The 16,016-nt window shown below is 63.7% G+C and carries 17 protein-coding genes; 7 read left to right on the top strand and 10 right to left on the bottom strand.

Annotated features, from left to right (window positions below):
- Positions 1–292 precede the first annotated feature (292 nt).
- Entirely contained in the window at positions 293–550 is a 258-nt protein-coding gene (locus ACLJO0_RS00800) for a hypothetical protein (RefSeq protein ID WP_410576139.1), read from the top strand.
- Positions 551–638: 88 nt separating this feature from the next.
- Here ACLJO0_RS00800 and ACLJO0_RS00795 read toward each other — a convergent pair whose 3' ends face one another.
- From ACLJO0_RS00795 to ACLJO0_RS00765, 7 genes are all read right to left on the bottom strand, one after another.
- Positions 639–1,109: a DUF397 domain-containing protein gene (locus tag ACLJO0_RS00795; RefSeq protein ID WP_410576138.1), complete on the bottom strand. Its 471-nt coding sequence runs from the start codon at positions 1,107–1,109 to the stop codon at positions 639–641.
- The gene (locus ACLJO0_RS00790) at positions 1,060–1,950 is read right to left on the bottom strand and encodes a Scr1 family TA system antitoxin-like transcriptional regulator (protein ID WP_410576137.1); all 891 of its coding nucleotides are present in this window, start codon (positions 1,948–1,950) and stop codon (positions 1,060–1,062) included. Before ACLJO0_RS00790 ends, ACLJO0_RS00795 begins: the two co-directional genes overlap by 50 nt.
- Before the next feature lie 790 nt (positions 1,951–2,740).
- Complete coding sequence (locus ACLJO0_RS00785; RefSeq protein WP_410576136.1) at positions 2,741–3,499, bottom strand: ESX secretion-associated protein EspG; 759 nt, start codon at positions 3,497–3,499, stop codon at positions 2,741–2,743.
- A gap of 100 nt (positions 3,500–3,599) precedes the next feature.
- Complete coding sequence (locus tag ACLJO0_RS00780; protein WP_410576135.1) at positions 3,600–4,892, bottom strand: hypothetical protein; 1,293 nt, start codon at positions 4,890–4,892, stop codon at positions 3,600–3,602.
- A complete protein-coding gene (locus tag ACLJO0_RS00775; RefSeq protein ID WP_410576134.1) occupies positions 4,889–5,524 on the bottom strand; it encodes a DUF3558 domain-containing protein in 636 nt (211 codons plus the stop codon). The genes ACLJO0_RS00780 and ACLJO0_RS00775 overlap by 4 nt, the downstream gene beginning before the upstream one ends.
- Positions 5,521–6,030: a hypothetical protein gene (locus ACLJO0_RS00770; RefSeq protein WP_410576133.1), complete on the bottom strand. Its 510-nt coding sequence runs from the start codon at positions 6,028–6,030 to the stop codon at positions 5,521–5,523. Before ACLJO0_RS00770 ends, ACLJO0_RS00775 begins: the two co-directional genes overlap by 4 nt.
- A gap of 260 nt (positions 6,031–6,290) precedes the next feature.
- Positions 6,291–6,560 (bottom strand): helix-turn-helix domain-containing protein, encoded by a 270-nt coding sequence (locus tag ACLJO0_RS00765; RefSeq protein ID WP_410576132.1) that lies wholly within the window; start codon positions 6,558–6,560, stop codon positions 6,291–6,293.
- Between the two features lie 365 nt (positions 6,561–6,925).
- Between ACLJO0_RS00765 and ACLJO0_RS00760 the strand changes: the two genes are divergently transcribed.
- Both ACLJO0_RS00760 and ACLJO0_RS00755 read left to right on the top strand, forming a co-directional pair.
- Positions 6,926–7,876: a hypothetical protein gene (locus ACLJO0_RS00760; RefSeq protein WP_410576131.1), complete on the top strand. Its 951-nt coding sequence runs from the start codon at positions 6,926–6,928 to the stop codon at positions 7,874–7,876.
- A gap of 135 nt (positions 7,877–8,011) precedes the next feature.
- A complete protein-coding gene (locus ACLJO0_RS00755; RefSeq protein WP_410576130.1) occupies positions 8,012–8,410 on the top strand; it encodes a hypothetical protein in 399 nt (132 codons plus the stop codon).
- A gap of 331 nt (positions 8,411–8,741) precedes the next feature.
- On the opposite strand, the gene ACLJO0_RS00750 is transcribed toward ACLJO0_RS00755, so the two are convergent.
- A complete protein-coding gene (locus ACLJO0_RS00750) occupies positions 8,742–9,386 on the bottom strand; it encodes a TetR/AcrR family transcriptional regulator (RefSeq protein ID WP_125781677.1) in 645 nt (214 codons plus the stop codon).
- A 126-nt stretch (positions 9,387–9,512) separates the two neighbouring features.
- Here ACLJO0_RS00750 and ACLJO0_RS00745 point away from each other — a divergent pair, with 126 nt between their 5' ends.
- Entirely contained in the window at positions 9,513–10,835 is a 1,323-nt protein-coding gene (locus ACLJO0_RS00745) for a GH1 family beta-glucosidase (RefSeq protein ID WP_410576129.1), read from the top strand.
- Positions 10,828–12,084: an MFS transporter gene (locus tag ACLJO0_RS00740; RefSeq protein WP_410576128.1), complete on the top strand. Its 1,257-nt coding sequence runs from the start codon at positions 10,828–10,830 to the stop codon at positions 12,082–12,084. The genes ACLJO0_RS00745 and ACLJO0_RS00740 overlap by 8 nt, the downstream gene beginning before the upstream one ends.
- A gap of 312 nt (positions 12,085–12,396) precedes the next feature.
- On the opposite strand, the gene ACLJO0_RS00735 is transcribed toward ACLJO0_RS00740, so the two are convergent.
- Positions 12,397–12,819, bottom strand: a complete 423-nt coding sequence (locus ACLJO0_RS00735; protein ID WP_410576127.1) for a hypothetical protein — start codon at positions 12,817–12,819, stop codon at positions 12,397–12,399.
- Positions 12,820–12,832: 13 nt separating this feature from the next.
- Positions 12,833–13,207 carry a hypothetical protein gene (locus ACLJO0_RS00730; protein WP_125781694.1) on the bottom strand — a complete coding sequence of 125 codons (375 nt, stop codon included), beginning with the start codon at positions 13,205–13,207 and terminating at the stop codon, positions 12,833–12,835.
- A 440-nt stretch (positions 13,208–13,647) separates the two neighbouring features.
- On the opposite strand from ACLJO0_RS00730, the gene ACLJO0_RS00725 reads away from it, so the two are divergent.
- Together ACLJO0_RS00725 and ACLJO0_RS00720 are read left to right on the top strand one after the other, a co-directional pair.
- Positions 13,648–14,955 (top strand): helix-turn-helix domain-containing protein, encoded by a 1,308-nt coding sequence (locus ACLJO0_RS00725; protein ID WP_199746212.1) that lies wholly within the window; start codon positions 13,648–13,650, stop codon positions 14,953–14,955.
- On the top strand, positions 14,915–15,853 hold the full coding sequence (locus ACLJO0_RS00720) for a phosphotransferase (protein ID WP_410576126.1): 939 nt from the start codon (positions 14,915–14,917) through the stop codon (positions 15,851–15,853). The genes ACLJO0_RS00725 and ACLJO0_RS00720 overlap by 41 nt, the downstream gene beginning before the upstream one ends.
- Positions 15,854–16,016: the final 163 nt, after the last annotated feature.

Here is a 16,016-nt window from a genome sequence, read left to right as displayed (position 1 = left end):
GGCCCGACCGATCACCACCGGCCTATATCCGGGCGACACCTCGCCCCGCACCACCGCGAGCGGACAGCCTCGTGGGGCGTGGCCGTTCAGCCTCCCGGCCACACCCGGTCAGACACCCGCGAGCCGAACCCCGCCAGCACCACCGATACGGCCGGATGCCTGACCCACGACCGAAGGGGAGCGCGCTCGACCAGCCCGACCGGCATGCCCGCGCGGGGTTGTCCCGGGCGGTACCGACCGCGCCCCCTTCGGTCCTCCACCGCGAGGACGGGACGCAGAGGAAAGGGCGGGCGTGGACACGATGCGGCTATGGTTGGTCGCCCTGCTCATCCTCGCCCCACCAGCCGCCTACGCGGCCGGGATCCTGATCTACAACACGCGGCGACGAGCCAAGCGGAACACCGCGCGGCCCACCGTCGCCGACATTGTCGCTCGCATCCACGCCGAACAAGACGAAACCGAAAAAGCCGAACCCGGCAAGGAAACCGAACCGCCACCCCTACCGCCCGGTTGGCACTGGCCCACCCGCGAGCGGGACCAAGAAAACTGAGAGAGTTGGTCGCGCAGCCCGAAATTCTGCGCGACACCGACGCGGCGGGCATCAAGATTGAGATGCCCGCAAATAGTGCGAGTTTCAGTCATCCGCAACCGGCAGGCGTTAAGGCGGGCAAGAATTCATTACGTCGAATTCCATCAATAAATGCACGCCATTCGTCGACAGTAAAGACAAGTACGTTCACAGACTCACCCGCGCACCGGACTACAACATATGCAGCTTGACTGACGGAAATAAATCCGAACTCAAGTGCGCCAGCATCGGGAGGACCCGAGGAGCGACACCAATAAACATCAGACCCGGGAATCATAGTGCGGACTTTTGTCTTGTCTAAAGTTGCTTTAGTTGTCACGAGTTCTTTAGCGTCGGCAAAATCCAAGACCGACTGCATAAAGGCTAGCCATTGTCGCATCGGAACTCTGAATGATGGACCCAAGGGATCTTGAGAGTCCCTGATTCCTGCCGAGGTGACCCCTACAGATACCTCAACGCAGTCTCCGTCATTAAGGCTGCGGCTGCTCTTGTACCACTTTTCGCGATTTCTCACGTTCATGAGAATTTCTCCTGTGTTCTCCTGACCGAGCACGCAGTAGCTCGATCGAGTGAGCAAAGGGTAATGCCATTGCTGCAAGTTCGGCCCAGTCCTCCCCTGTGCGACGTACACGCTGTTCGTTCTCAATGAACAGGCCGCCCTCGCGACCGTCTATCCCGACCACTCGGAAACCATCACGGAGGTTGAAGAGCGTGAAAGGCTTACCCAAGCTTTGATGCGCGCCAGCAGCGAGCGGTAAGACTTGAATGGAGACGCTTGCCAGACGTGTGAGATCAATTAGTTGATCGATTTGGTCGGCCATAACGTCGTGTCCGCCAATAGGGCGCAAGAGAGCGGCTTCGTCGATAATTGCCCACACTTTGACGTTGTTCTTTCGAATCTGTTGTTGTCGTTCCATTCGCGCTTCAACGCGTCTGGATATCGCTTCTTCGGTGGCGAGCGGTACATCTGCCCTTATGACCGCTTCGCAGTAGTCGGCTGTTTGCAGAAGTCCTGGAATGAGGTCAATCGTAAAGGAGAAGATTCCGTCGGAATCGGCTTCAAGTTCGATATAGTCAGCACTGCCGAGGATATCTGAGTATGACCGCCACCAGTTCGACTGTTTGGCTTGCCTCGCCAGCTCCATGAGCTTGTCTTTGACTTCCTCTGGAACATCGAGTGCATGGCAGATTAGGTCAACGTCGACATCGCGGACGCCTGAATCCGCCGATTCGATTCGAGACATTTTGGCGTTGCTAAAGCCAACAATTTTCGCGACCTCAAGAAGGCCGATCCCTTTTTCTTCGCGCGCTTGTTGCAGTAGTCGCGCTAGTCGCCTTTGTCTCCATGAGGCGTTCGCCATGTGACACCCTCGCTCGCCCGATCGGGTCAATAATCAAAGAAATGAAATATTCCTACTTGAAACATTACACATTTCCGTGCTTCTATTGCGTTTAGCGTAAGGGCAACTACTAGTCGCTACCGACTCGGATAACAGGGGACACGATCACTGGAACGAATTCGGTTCGGGCTGAACGTTGCAGCGAGCGTCGAGTTACCAGCCATGTGCCCAAGGTTGCCTTTGCGCATGGCAAACCTAGACCGCCAGTTGGTCGGCATACGCAGTTGCCGTCAGATTGGTATTGAGGAAAGGCATCGCGCGACCGGGGCGCGTGCAACAGGGTTCCTCTGCGGTCCCACCTGCCGGAGGTGGAGCCGTAGGTCTTGGCTGCCGCGCTAACCCCCGATATATGCGGCAGCCAAGACCACCCACCCGCTTTTCCCTGATATCGCGCTTGGCTCGATGCGCAATAAACCCTACGGAGGCAAGAAGTCATGGCGACGACCACACTTCGCGCGCTCAAACATGACACCGGATACCTCGACAAATACCCGCGCCGCCCGGTCTGTCAAGGCTTCTGCAATGCGCAGCCGCGCGAGGTGTCTAATGTGTAAGAACGAACGGTTGCGGGTGCGGTCATGACTGCACGAGTGTGGAGATAGAAACCTATACCACACATAAAAAATGTGTCGTCGAGATCGACAAACTCGACGGCGAACTATATGAAATCACACTGCATTCAGGCGAGAACGGCAGCGTCCTCAAGCTTGGAAAAACCGTCATGTTTAACCTACGTGAGGAACTGGGGAAGCTACGCCTCTAACCCGCTTGCGGTGTCGTTGAGGGTTTTTACTACCTCGCGCGGCGTGCCCGAGGTGAGCAAAATTTCACCGTCGCCGGTGAGATACGTCAAGACCCGCCCGCCGTCGGTCAGATCAAGCGCCGTTACCGGGGTGCTGCGCCGCCGCTCCCCGGCTCCGTCGCGAGTGGCGGTATAGAGCTGATGCACCGCGTCCCGCTCACGCCCCATCGCCGCGTTGAGATAGTCGATATCGCGGGTGTCGATTGGATCGGACAGCGGCCCGGAACGGGCGCTTTCCGGGTCGTTATAGAAATCTTGGGGCACGCACACGGTGCGCACATCCGCCCCGTCCAGATCCGGCAACGCGTCCAGCAACTTACTAGCGAGCCATTTAGCGGGTACCGGCTCTATCGCTACGGTGGTGTCATCGGCGAGCACCCGCACCGCGTCATCACCGTGTGCGGCAACAAGAATGCCACCGTGGGAGCCGTCCCCAAGATACTGCGACCACCCGTAAAACTCACGACCCGGCGAGGCGAGCACCCCCAGGGTGCGTGTCCACAGTGGAGAGAGCCGGTCACCGCGGGCTAGCCGATGCTCCCGAAGCAGTTCCATCGTGCGGGTGTGCATTTGACGGCTAGCGTCGTCATCGGCCCAAAAATGAATGTCGGTCCCGAAAATCGGGTGCAACTCGCCGAGATCGAGCATCCCCCACGCGGTCAGGAAGACCCTTTTCGGCAGCGCCACGGGCGCGTCGATCACGCTCACGGTGAAACACCCTCCACGAAAAAGCAAGACAGGGCAAGGGAAACCAAACAAACCGCGACCGTAGCCCCCGAACATGACGCGGGGGCTACGGCACGGTCAGTCAGGCACCGATCGTCGGCGGGGCGACAGGCAACCCAGTCACCGGATCCACCGTTTTACCGTCCTCATCGGTAAACAGGGATCGGTCATCCAGGCCGTATTTACGTTTGTGTTCGGTGTCCTCTTCGGTCTTCCCGCGCCCAGCGGCCGGAGCCATCCCAGCGGGGCCGGTCTGGAGCCGGTTACCCGCCCGCGTGGCACCGGCGGGACCTTGCCCGCCGTGCGCACCCTCAGCGGGGCCGCGTAGACCGGTCTGCCGACCCGCGCCCGGAGCGCCCGAACCCGCACCGCCCGGCGTTTTCCCGCCCGCGCTATCAGCGCCGCCGGGATACCCGAGACCGCCCACCGCGTACGGCGACGGCGGGACGGTGGTCCCCGAGCCCGGCCCAACGGTGGGACCGAGCGGGAGGAGGGGGTTCACGCCACCGCCGGGAGGCGTGCCGGGGTTGTATCCGGCGGCGGTGGTCTCGTCATGAGCGGTGGGACTAGACACCGGCACATTCCCGGCGTGACCTGGGGTGCCACCAGGCGGAATCACGCCGCCTGAGTGGGTCGGCGAGCCTGGCCCGCCCGGTGGTGAGGCGACCGCCTGGCCGGGAGGCGGCGCGGTCGCGGTATCCGGGGCGCGATGTTTGCCCCCGCCACCGTCGTCGCCGCGAAACGGCGTCACCGGCGGCGCGGGGTCGTTGCTGCCCACCGTGATAGAGCCCGCGTTGAACCCTTCAAGCTTTCCGTAATCAGCCGACAGACTGCTGCCGCTGGACGTGCCGTGAGCCGCGTACTTATTGAACAGCTCGTTGTTATGCTTTTGCTTGGCGTTGTAATCGGCGACCATCGCCTCAGTGTCGATGGCCCACAAAATACCCATATCCTTGAGTGCCTTATCCGGCGGATTGTCCGGCACATCAATAAAGTTGCGTTGGGTGTAGTCGAAGTATTCGGCGTTGCCGCGCAGGTTGCGCGCATTGTCGTCATAGGTGCGGGACGTATTGCGGAGCGCGTACCCGAACGCATCCAGACGTGCAATAGCAGCGTCGGAGGCTTTGCCGCTCCACGCAGCCCGTAACGTGGAGCCAACCTGGAGCGTTTCGGTCGCTAGATCGTGGATTTGTTCGCTGATACTGCTACCCTTGTCCGCGCTTTCGTGCCAACCCCCAGAATTCCCGGCCCGGATCAACTTCACTTGTGGTGGGACCGGCACGTTCGCCAAAAGATTCTGATCCGCATAGGCCGCACGCGCTGCCGCACCACCGGAAGACTGTCCTGCCGACGTGCTCCAAAAACTCGACATCACGCCCCCGCCTTCTTCTTTAGCGTGGCCACGACTAACTCCGCGACCTGGGGAGCCACCTCGCATGGATCGGTTTTGCCGCCCCCTTTGTTAAGGCCAAGGTGAGTTGTAACGTCAACCGAGCGGTCATCAGCAAAACCGATGCTAACTTGGCAACTTGACGTCACCTTGTTGTGTGCAACAGCAGGAAACCCGTGCATAAGGGGAAGCTCTTTCCATGAACTGTCGCCCGATTTACTGTTTTGGTAGAGGCCACTGAGACCCACGCGCGTTTCCGTCACAAAGGTAACTGTGACTTTTCCTGTCGTGTCGCGGTTAAACCATTCGCAAGACGGGCCGATTTTGTCGATCTTGTTCGGTTCGCCCTGCACCTGCGCACCTAGCGCCTGCATGACTTGTTCTGTCGTGAGTGCGTCAGTACACGGATCTCCGGACAGTGCCGATGACGGCAGTGGCACCGCAACTTTTGGAGCGCCCGCAAACGGCAACGTAGACGTAGCCGGGGGAGTCTCTGTCGACACCGACATAGGCGAGCTTGACGGCGTAACACCAGATGTTCCATTAGTCGAACTATCCGAGCAGGCCGCAACCAGCGCCACCATGCCGATGATCCCTACAAGTGCGCGGTGGCTCATCCGACCATACCCCCAGGTTTCTGCTCTTGTGGCTGCCCCGTCTTTTCCAAGACTTCCCCGTTATGCGCGTCGGTCGACTTTGTCTTACCAAGCGCCAGGTTTAGCTTGTCGATATAAGCGGCGAGGTATTCGACAGCATCATTAAGCTGGCTGGCCCCAGCATCAAAAGCAGCACCTGCTCCAAATGGGCTATAGGTTGAAACATAACCCCCGTTAGTGAGCTTTCTATTGTAAGCCGTGCTCACCAGATCTTCCGCAGCAGGTGTCACCTGCTGAAGCGTTTGCGCAGTGGACTGCACGCGCAGCAGTTTAGTCATTAGGTCTTGGGCGCGGCCGAGAACCGCGTTAGCCATTTCCGGTTCTAGTCGGATGTTCTCGCCCGGCGTGATGCTGCTCGCTGCGAACGACGCGCCGATGTCGTCGGCCATGCTCGTCATGTTTGCACCGACTTGACGCCAGGCATCGCCCAGCTTATCGCCGATCCCCTCGCCGGGTGGCTCTGTCATCGCCCCTCGTGTCCCCTCTAGCCCCTCAACATGGACGCCCGCGTCGTGATCGGCGCGGCCTATCGCGGTGTGATCGGTTGGGCCGATCAGCCGCGCATATACCGTAGCGGATCGCTCACCCGCTGTGGGCTGTTACGAACCAGTAGGTCACTGCGGGTTCACCAAGGCCGAGCGGGGGCGTCTGTTGGAAGGGTTAGGCCGTTAGGGTGAGCCGGCCAGGCGACCGCCAAGACAGGTGAACTGCCGGAACGCGGGCAGTGCTACCAGACGGGTTTCTCCTCGATTGGCGGCACCGGCAGTCCCGCCACCAGAGCGCCCGCGTCCAGCTCCAGCCCATACGCGATCTTGAGCAAGTTGAGCACCGAGACGTTGCGCTTGCCGCGCTCCACGTGGCCGATCATCGTCCAGTGCAACCCCACGCGTAGCCCTAGCCGCTCCTGGCTGATACCTAGCTCAGCGCGGCGGGCTTTGATGCGTTTGCCCAGCTCAGCGAGCGACTCGCTGCCGGGGTCCTTGGGTGTCTTAGGCATGGCCGACTCATTCAAATCTGCCTGCGCGCCCTGGTCCAGAGCATCTATAGCTGTGCCGTATAGGCACGGCATATTGGTGACTCAGCTGTTTATGTCTAACCTGGCTGCTACCCCGCGCGGCGGGGCGCGCCAGGACGCACACGGGCGACCTGGCGGGACCGTGAGCACCACACGACAGGAGGACCCCTGATGACCTTCATGCCGGGCGGCGAAAGCGGCGGCACCCAAGGCAACACGCACACGTCGACCGACCCCGACAAGAAGTAACACCCGCTACCCGCGCGGCAACCCCCGGCGCGCGATTCGCCGGGGGTTGCCGCGTCTCATGATTCCACAATTAAAGTAATGCGTTATCGTCCGCTTTTATGGCATCCGGCGCACGCAATGACACCGAAGCTGACAGAGCCTCGTTACTGTTTCGGTTGCATCGCGCACGACTGGCCATTATCGGACTGCTGCTGATTATCGCCGGTATCGCTCTGCTTTATCTCGACGCGGGCCGGATCAGTGACGCAATCGCTGAAGCGCTACTGACAACGGGTCTTGTTGGGCTGGGTAGCGATTTCGCTGCCCGTGTACTTGCTGACGCCCGGATCATCGAGAAAGTCAAAGACGTATTCACCACCGTGATACACGGGCCGTTTCGCACGTTGTTTGACCGGATGAACCGCGCGCCCGGTAAGCGGTTTGACGTGCGGATCGATGTCACCCTGACCGAATCCGGAGACGGCCGCGAGGATATGTTTATCGCGTTGGTGCGAAACGCGTTTCGCACCAACGCTCCCCTAGGGGAGCGGGTATTTATGTGTTCTCCCAAGACTTTTAGCCGCGAGGCATTCGCAGGTCGAAACGTGGTCGACTACTGGATTGTGAACCCGACGAACGGGCAAGCCGCCGACGATCCCGACACCTACGCGGTACTGAAGTACTCCCTCAACGGCCGCCCCTGTGACCTCGTCCGCACTGTGGAAAACGGTCGGCAGATCTACACCGCCACGCCCCGCAAAACCGACATTAAACGGGACGAGATCTACTACGAGGAATACACCTATCGCGTGCTGATTCCCCGTGCGGCGGGGTGGTTACGGTTCACCGTGGATGACCCTACGCAAGGTTTCGCGCTCGATGTGGCCCAATTCAAGACCAACATCAACCGACTAGAAGTAGTGCCGTTCTTCGCAGCCGAAACAGAACCACGCATGAATGCGAGTACCGCAACGGTTCCCGCGCCCGCCTCCGTGACGGTTGACGGCTGGATAGCCCCCGGATCAGGTGCCGCTATTATCTGGAATCTCAACACCACAAGCGCCTCCTGAATCGCCGCGCGCGCCAACGCCGTCTAGCTCCCTCCCTCAAAAGAACCAACTGTCATGCAATCGCGAAACATCCCAGGCCGTGTCACCTACGCTAGGAATCACATAAACGAAAGTCGCGACCAAAAGGGGCAGACGGTGAGCCAGCTCGATTTCAACAGGAAGTTCGCAAAGATGTTTTCTGAATTATCGCGGAAATACGAGAACGAAACTGCTCACGCGAGATTCGCCAAAGGCGTGCAACGCCTCCGTGAAACCCAGCCACCCTCCACAAGTCAGCCGCTCGAACCTCACCCGATCCCCCGAAGCGACCGCGACGCGCTGCGCTACGCCGCACAACGGCTCGAATCCCTCGCAGCACTGCTGCGCACGATAGCGACCGAGCCGACCAGCGTCGCCGACGCCTACGACGAACTAGGCGAAGCCCTCATCGAAGACCTCGACCCCGTGCGCACCGCCATCGAAACCGCCTGGCTCCACCTCGGTAGCGCCCTGCCCGACACCCTCAATGATCCCTCTGACTCGTCGCACCGGTGACCTGCACAAACACCCGAAACCACCGTTTGCGCATGTCACGGGTATGTCACAATTAGGCGTGTCCCCTTTGGGACGTTGAGCGTCTCAAAGGGCACCTTCGTGACGTCCGGGCAGTGGGGCCGCGAGTCCATAGTGGACTGATGGGCCGAAGGCGTCCTTCGCCGCATCAGACGCGGGGAAAGCGTCCTTCAGCGCCAGGCGGGCCGAGCTGCGCGTTCCCAATGTCGCATCAGGGACGCTCAGCGACTCAAATGCGACATTGGGAACCTCGCCGAACGCCGGCCGGGCGAGCAGAGCCGAGCAGAGCCGAGCAGAGCCGCCGAAGAAACCCTCAGGCTTCCCCGAACTTGCTCGCCAAGTACCCCTTCACCACCGACTTCGCCTCCGCCACGATCCGCTCGTCCCCGCGCGGGTCACGGCGGAAGGCCAGCTTCAGCAACGCGTCGGCCGTCTCGTTCGCGATCGTCAAAGCGAACCGGATGTCGTCCGGCGGCGACTGGATCCGCGCGGAAAGCACGTCGGTGAGCGCGTCGACGATGACGGCGTTGTTGTCGCGGGTCTCGTCCAAGAGCTGCCGGTCGACGACGTCACCGAAGTGGACCTTCGAGAAGCCGGGGACCTCGCGGTGCATGGCGAGGTAGATGTCGAGGATCGAGTCCACGACGTCCCACCAGTGTTCGGGCGCGAGCTCGTTCAGCGTTTCCGACACCGAGGCGACGAAGCGTTCGAGGTTCCGCTGCGTCAGCGCCTGCACCACGGCCCGTTTGTCGGGGAAGAACTGGTACAGCGAACCGACGGCCACTCCGGCGCGCTTCGCGATCAGCGTGGTCGTCAGTGCGTCGTAACCGAGTTCGTCGATCAGCTGGGCGCTGGCGTCGAGCATCTGCTCCACCCGCTTGGCGCTGCGCTGCTGGACGGGCTGCCGCCGGAGCGGAGTGGTCTCCGCTGGTGGTTTCGCGGCCTGGATGTCGGACACTCGGGCTCCTCCTTCGCTGATCTGCGACTTTATCGTGCCGACAGGGTTCCCCCCGGTCGAGTGAAGGCATAGTATCTGAGAACTTTTCATGTTCGGCCGAGTCTGAAGAGGAAAGGTGTGCCGCCGGTGGAGAATCCGACCTTCCCGTCCGAATTCCTGTGGGGTGTTTCGACCTCCGCCTTCCAGATCGAGGGGGCGACCGGGGAAGGCGGCCGAGGACAGTCCATTTGGGACACTTTCACCGAAACAGCGGGAAAGATCGCGCGGGCTGAGCACGCCAAGGTAGCGGCCGATCACTTCCACCGCTACTCCGAGGACATCGCGCTGATGGCCGAACTCGGCGTCGGCGCCTACCGCATGTCCTTCGCCTGGCCCAGGATCCAGCCCGACGGTGAAGGCAAGCCCAACGCCGAAGGCCTTGCCTTTTATGACGAACTCATCGACGAGGTCTGTGCCGCCGGCATCGCGCCGACGGGGACGCTCTTCCATTGGGACCTCCCGCAGGCGCTCGAGGACAAGGGTGGCTGGCTCTCCCGTGATACCGCCGAACGCTTCGCGGAGTACGCCGCCATCCTGGGCGAGCGGTTCTCCGATCGGGTGAAAATGTGGATTCCGCTCAACGAGCCGATGGTCATGTCGATCTTCGGCTACGCGATCGGCGAATACGCGCCGGGCAAGACACTCCTGCTCGACGCCTTGCCCACCGCGCACTACCAGAATCTCGCGCACGGTCTCGCCGTCCAGGCCCTCCGCGCGGCCGGCGCTCGCAGTGTCGGCACGGCCAACAACCATTCGCCGATCTGGCCCGCCTCCGATTCGCCGGAGGACAAGGCCGCGGGCGAATGGATCGACGCTCTCATCAATCGCACTTACGCGGATCCGGTGCTGCTGGGCCGTTATCCCGAACAAGTCGTCGAACATCTCCCGGCCGGCTTCGCCGACGATCTGCCCACGATCGCGCAGCCGCTCGACTTCTACGGCGTGAACTACTACGAGCCGCAGGGCGTCGCGGCGCCGGGCGAGGGCAATCCGCTGCCCTTCGAGCTTCGCGCGATCGAGGGCTATCCCATGACCACCAACGATTCCCCGATCGTCCCGCATGGCCTGCGCGAACTGCTCGTCGGTTTCCACGAGCGCTACCGCGAGCACCTCCCGCCCGTCTACATCACCGAAAACGGGTGCAGTTTCGACGACGTCGTCACCGAAGACGGGCAGGTCCACGATCAGGAGCGCATCGACTTCCTCGACAGCCACCTGGTCGCGGTGCGCGAAGCGATGGACGCAGGAGTCGACATCCTCGGGTACTTCGTCTGGTCGCTGATGGACAACTTCGAATGGTCGAAGGGCTACCAGCCGCGGTTCGGCCTGGTGCACATCGACTACGAGACGCTGAAGCGGACACCGAAGGATTCCTTCGGCTGGTACCGAAAACTGATCCGCCATGAGTGAGGTCAGGGAGCTGCCCGAGGCGCTCGCGGAGCCGGTCGCCAGGGTCCGCGCGGGCTGGATGAGCCTGCTGTTCTTCGCGAACATCGCGCTCTGGCTCGGCGTCTACGCGCCCATCCAGGTTCTCCTGCCGAAACAGGCCGAACTGCTGGACGCGGCCAACAAGGAAGCGGTGTTCAGCCTGGTCACCGGCATCGGCGCGGTCGTCGCGCTGATCGCCAACCCGGCCGTCGGACTGCTTTCGGACCGCACCTGCTCCGCCCGTGGCCGCCGTCATCCGTGGACGGCGGCCGGGGCGGCGGTCGCCGCGGCCGGGCTGCTCGTCCTCGCGTTCGCGCCGAACGTCGCGGTCATGGTGCTCGGCTGGTGCCTGGTCCAGGCCGGACTGAACGGAATGCTCGCGATGCTGGTCTCGGCCATCGCGGACCGGGTGCCCGTGCCGCAGCGCGCGCAGGTCGGCGGGCTGGTCGGCATCGCCCAGATGCTCGGGACCGTGCTCGGCGCCGTGGTGGTCGTGGTGATGCTCGACCTCGCCGGTCTCCCGCTGGGCTACGCGGTGTGCGCGGCCATCGTGCTGGCCGGCGCGGCGGCGTTCGTCCTGCGTACGCCGGACGCGCGGCTGCCGGTCGCGTACCGGCCGTCGGCCAGGGCCAAGGACGTACTGGCGAACTTGTGGATCTCGCCCCGCAAGCATCCCGACTTCGCCTGGGCGTGGGCCTGCCACTTCATGATCAACCTCGGCAACGCCTTCGGGACGCTGTACCTGTTGTTCTTCTTGAAAGACGCGGTGCACTACGAAGATCCGGACACCGGGCTGCTGATCATGATGGGGCTCTACGGCGCCGCCCTCATCGTCGGCGCGCTCATCGCCGGGCACTTCTCCGACAAGTCGGGACGGCGCAAGCCTTACGTCTTCGCCGCGTCCGCGGTGATGGCCGTCGCCGCGCTGCTGCTGGTCGTGTGGCAGAACTGGACGGCCGCGCTCGCGGCGTCACCGTTGCTGGGCGTCGGTTTCGGCGCGTACATGGCCGTCGCGCTCGCGATGCTCACGCAGGTGCTGCCCGCCGCACAGGACCGCGCCAAGGATCTCGGCGTCATCAACATCGCGAACTCGCTGCCGCAGGTGGTGGCGCCGATGTTGACCGCGCCGATTTTGGCGTACCTGGGCGGATATCCGAGCCTCTTCGCGGCTTCGGCGCTGTCCACCGTCATCGCCGCGGTGCTGGTCACGCGGGTGAAGGGCGTCAGCTAGAGGAGTTGGAGACCGCGGACCGGTGCCGGTCGGGGGAGGGGAGTGCAACGGCACCGGCCCGCGGGGTTCGGGGGATGGCAGCGCGCTCCGGGGCAGGTATCGCGCTGCGTTTGTGATCATCAACCTAGCGACCGATTACTGCCTTCGCTAGGTGTTCTGCCGAGAATTTTCGATTAATCGCGGCGGGGACCGGAGTGATTACCGAGAGCGGCTCGTCGCGTTCGGGGGTACGCGCGAACCGCCGCCGGCGAAGGCGAGATCGTGGCGTGGTTGCCGAGGGGGCGCTCGGACCGCCGTTCACTCGCCGGCTTTCTAGATGTGCACGCCGCCGATGGCCGGACGGCGCGGGTTGACCAGCGCGTGCCTGCCGGTGGTTTCGGCAGCGCTCGCCCTGGTCTGCCCGGGAACACGGCGGCGGGCTTCGCGCCGGTGGTCCTGGGAGGCCGCGGTGTGCTGGGGGGCGAGGCCGCCGGCGACCAGGTGCTCGTGCGCGACCTGCCATACCGAGCAGGGGGCCTTGCACCGGTGCCAGCGGGTCGAGCAGGTGGGGCAGTCGCCCCGCTCGTCGGGCTCGTGCGCCTGAAGCATCGCGCGCCAGCCTTCGGTCAGGCGGGGGAGCTCCGAGCGGGCGACCGAGACGAGCGACTGCGCGTCGGCCCGGTTCGCGAGATCGGAGAGCATGTCGAGGCGTTCCCAAACCGCGTTGCGGAGGACTTGCCCTAGGACCTGATCCACGGAGAACTCACCGTTACCTTTCCGCCATTTTGGCGGCTTCGTTGAGCGCTGCCCTGAGCTGGCCGAGCTGGCCGGACGTCATGCGCGCGGTCTCTCCCGGCGGCGAGACGAGAACCACCTGGTTGTCTTCGACGAACACGGTGACGGCGCGCTCGCGGCTGATGAGATCGCCGCACTGCACCCGCCAGACCAGCTGTCCGCCTTCGTAACGGCGCACACTCGCGGTACGGGGGTCGACCGGGGCGGAAGGGGAGACCGGCCGGTTGACGCCGGGGGCGACCGCGACCGGCTGCTGACCGGCGGGGCCGGCCGCACGCAGGTGGCGCGTGGCCATACCGGGCCGTCCCGCGGTGATGGAGCCTGTTGCGATCGAGTCCACGAACTCCACTGGCTCTTCTCCGCTCTCTCGTTCCACGTCGTCTTCGTTCCGCGTGTCCGCACCCTGCGGGGGTTCGGAGACTTGGTAGCTCTCTGTGATCGCTGCCGGTGGCGGGTCGGTCACGGAGATCTGACAACTACAGTGATGTGAAACCGAGTGCGATAGAAGGTCGAACCGCCGTCATAGCGGTGACCGGACGAGGTTTCACGGTAAGCGGTCAAACGACTTCTGCCGGGCCGATCACGACGGGCAATCCGGTGTTTCGCACGGTTGAATAGGTGTGCTTACGCTGTTTCTCGACCCCAACGGAACTGTGAGGGGGCGCAATGGACGCCAGTATCGGTGGCGGCGCTGTCGCCGGCTCGGACGCAGTAGGCGCTTCAGGCGCTGCAGGTGCTTCGGGCAGGCAGAGTCACCCCGTGCCGCCGGATGCCTGGGAGCAGCCGGAGATGCGAGCCGCACTGGCCACACGGGAGATCTCCTCCGTGTACCGGCTGTTGCGCAAGCACGGTGTTTCGCAGCGTCAGATCGCCGCGATGACCGGCCAGTCGCAGTCCGAGGTGTCCGAGATCCTCAAGGGTCGCCAGGTGATGGCGTACGACGTGCTCACCCGCATCGCTGACGGCCTTGGTGTCCCCAGGGGATACATGGGTCTCGCCTATGACGAGGCGACAGCGATAAAGGTCGTCGGTGCTGCCGACGGCCAGCAGGCGGAGGAGGACGAGTCCGTGAAGCGACGGAGGTTCCTCGCGCACGCCGCCCAGGTCACGATGGGTGCGGCGGTGTTCGGTCCCGAATCGGGAACGTGGTCGGCCGGCCCGGCGAAGACGCCCGCCCCCGGGCGGATCGGCATGACCGACGTCCGCCAGGTGGAAGCCGCGACCAGAGCCCTCCGTTCCCTCGATTACCAGTACGGCGGCGGTTTCTGCCGCGACGCCGTCGTCGCCCAGCTGTCCTGGGGACAGCAGATGCTCGAATCCACCGGCACCGAGCCGGTCAAGAACCGGCTGTACGTCGCGCTCGCCGACCTGCACAGCCTGGCGGGCTGGACCTCCTTCGACACCGGCCTCATGGATTCCGCGCGCGGGCATTTCGCGAACGCGCTGGACCTGGCCAAACAGGGCGACAGTCATCCGCTGGTGGCCAACGTGCTGTACCGGATGGGCCGGGTCTACCTGCACAACGACGCCCCCAACGACGCGTTGAAACTGTTCCAGCTCGGCCAGATCGCCGCCCAGGAATCGGGCTCCGAACTGGCGGTCGCCGTGCTCTGCGCCAACGAGGCGTGGGCCTACGCGATGATGGGCAACGAGGAGCAGGCCACGAAGCTGCTCGGCCGGAGCAAGGACGAGTTCGCCCGCGCCGATCTGGCCGAGGCCGAGTCCTGGGTCAAGTTCTTCACCGAGACCGACGTCTACGCGATGATCGGCACCGTGCACACCGTGCTCGCCGAGAAGAACGCCGAGCACACCAAGTACGCGATCCCGGCACTGACGAAGGCCGTCGAGTCCTACACCGACGACATGGCCCGCAGCAAGACGTTCATGCTCAGCGCCTTGGCCACGAACCACCTGCTCGAAGGCGATCTCGACCACGGTGCGAAGGTGGGTTCGAAGGCCATCGACTGCGCCGAGGGCATCAAGTCGGAGCGGGTGAAGGACCGGATGCGACCCCTGCAGGTCGAGGCGGAACGCCGCCGGAACAACGCCGACGCCCGTGACCTCGCCGACCGCCTCAACTCGTTCTACGCCGCCTGAGCCGACCGGCCCGGGCGGCCGGTTCACGCCCGAAATCCTGCGCGACGCCCTCGGGCGGACGTGCGACCTGCTGGGCGTGGACCCCGAAGGCGCCCGGCTCCTGAGGTTCACCAACAACGCCGTCTACGAGCTGGCGAGCGCGCCGTTCGTCGTCCGGATCGTCGGCTCCACCCGGCTGCGGCACCGCGTCGGTACGGTCGTGCGGGTCGCCCGGCACTTCGAACGGCACGACGTGCCCGCCATCCGCCTGGTTTCCGGCCTCGACCAGCCGTTGCCGGTCGGCGAGCAGCTCGTGACGGTGTGGTGGAAGGTGACGGCGAGCGGCCGGAAGGCGAAGTCGGCCGACCTCGCCGCGCTGCTGCGCCGGGTCCACGATCTCGAGCCGCCGGAGGGCCTCGCCGAATGGGCGCCGTTCGCCGCGGTCCGCGCCAGGGTCTCGGACGCCGAGGAGCTGAACGAGGGCGACCGGAGGTTCCTGCTGGAACGCTGCGCCGAGGTCGAAGGCGCCCTCGCGACGCTCGACTTCCCCCTGCCCCGTGGCCTCGTCCACGGGGACGCGCACCCCGGGAATGTGATCCACGGGCCGGACGGGCCGGTGCTGTGCGATTTCGATTCGTCCTGTGTCGGGCCGCCGGAATGGGATCTGACACCGCTCGCCGTCGGCCGTGAACGGTTCGGTGATCCACCGGCGCGCTATCGCGTGTTCGCGCAGCGGTACGGATTCGACGTGACCACGTGGTCCGGGTTCTCGGTACTGCGCGCGATCCGTGAACTGAAGCTCACCACGAGTGTGCTCCCGATTCTCCGCAGTCATCCCGGCGTACGGGATGAGCTGCGGAAACGGTTGGACGATCTCCGGAACGGGCGTACCGGCGCGCGCTGGAACCGCTATCGGTGACTCACCCGGGAAAGGGATCTGCACGTGCATTCGCCGACGGCGAATGACCGTTCGCCGCTTGCCCGAATTCGCCGATCAATCGGTGACTAATTCGCCCGGGCTAATCACTTCTCCCGGCCCAATGCTCCCCCAAATGTGCAACTTGCAGCTACGCTGTGTTATT

The organism is Amycolatopsis sp. lyj-108, assembly GCF_046549005.1.
GTDB lineage: Bacteria > Actinomycetota > Actinomycetes > Mycobacteriales > Pseudonocardiaceae > Amycolatopsis.
The sequence above is the reverse complement of the archived record's forward strand: the minus strand, read 5'-3'. Positions and strand labels throughout refer to the sequence as shown.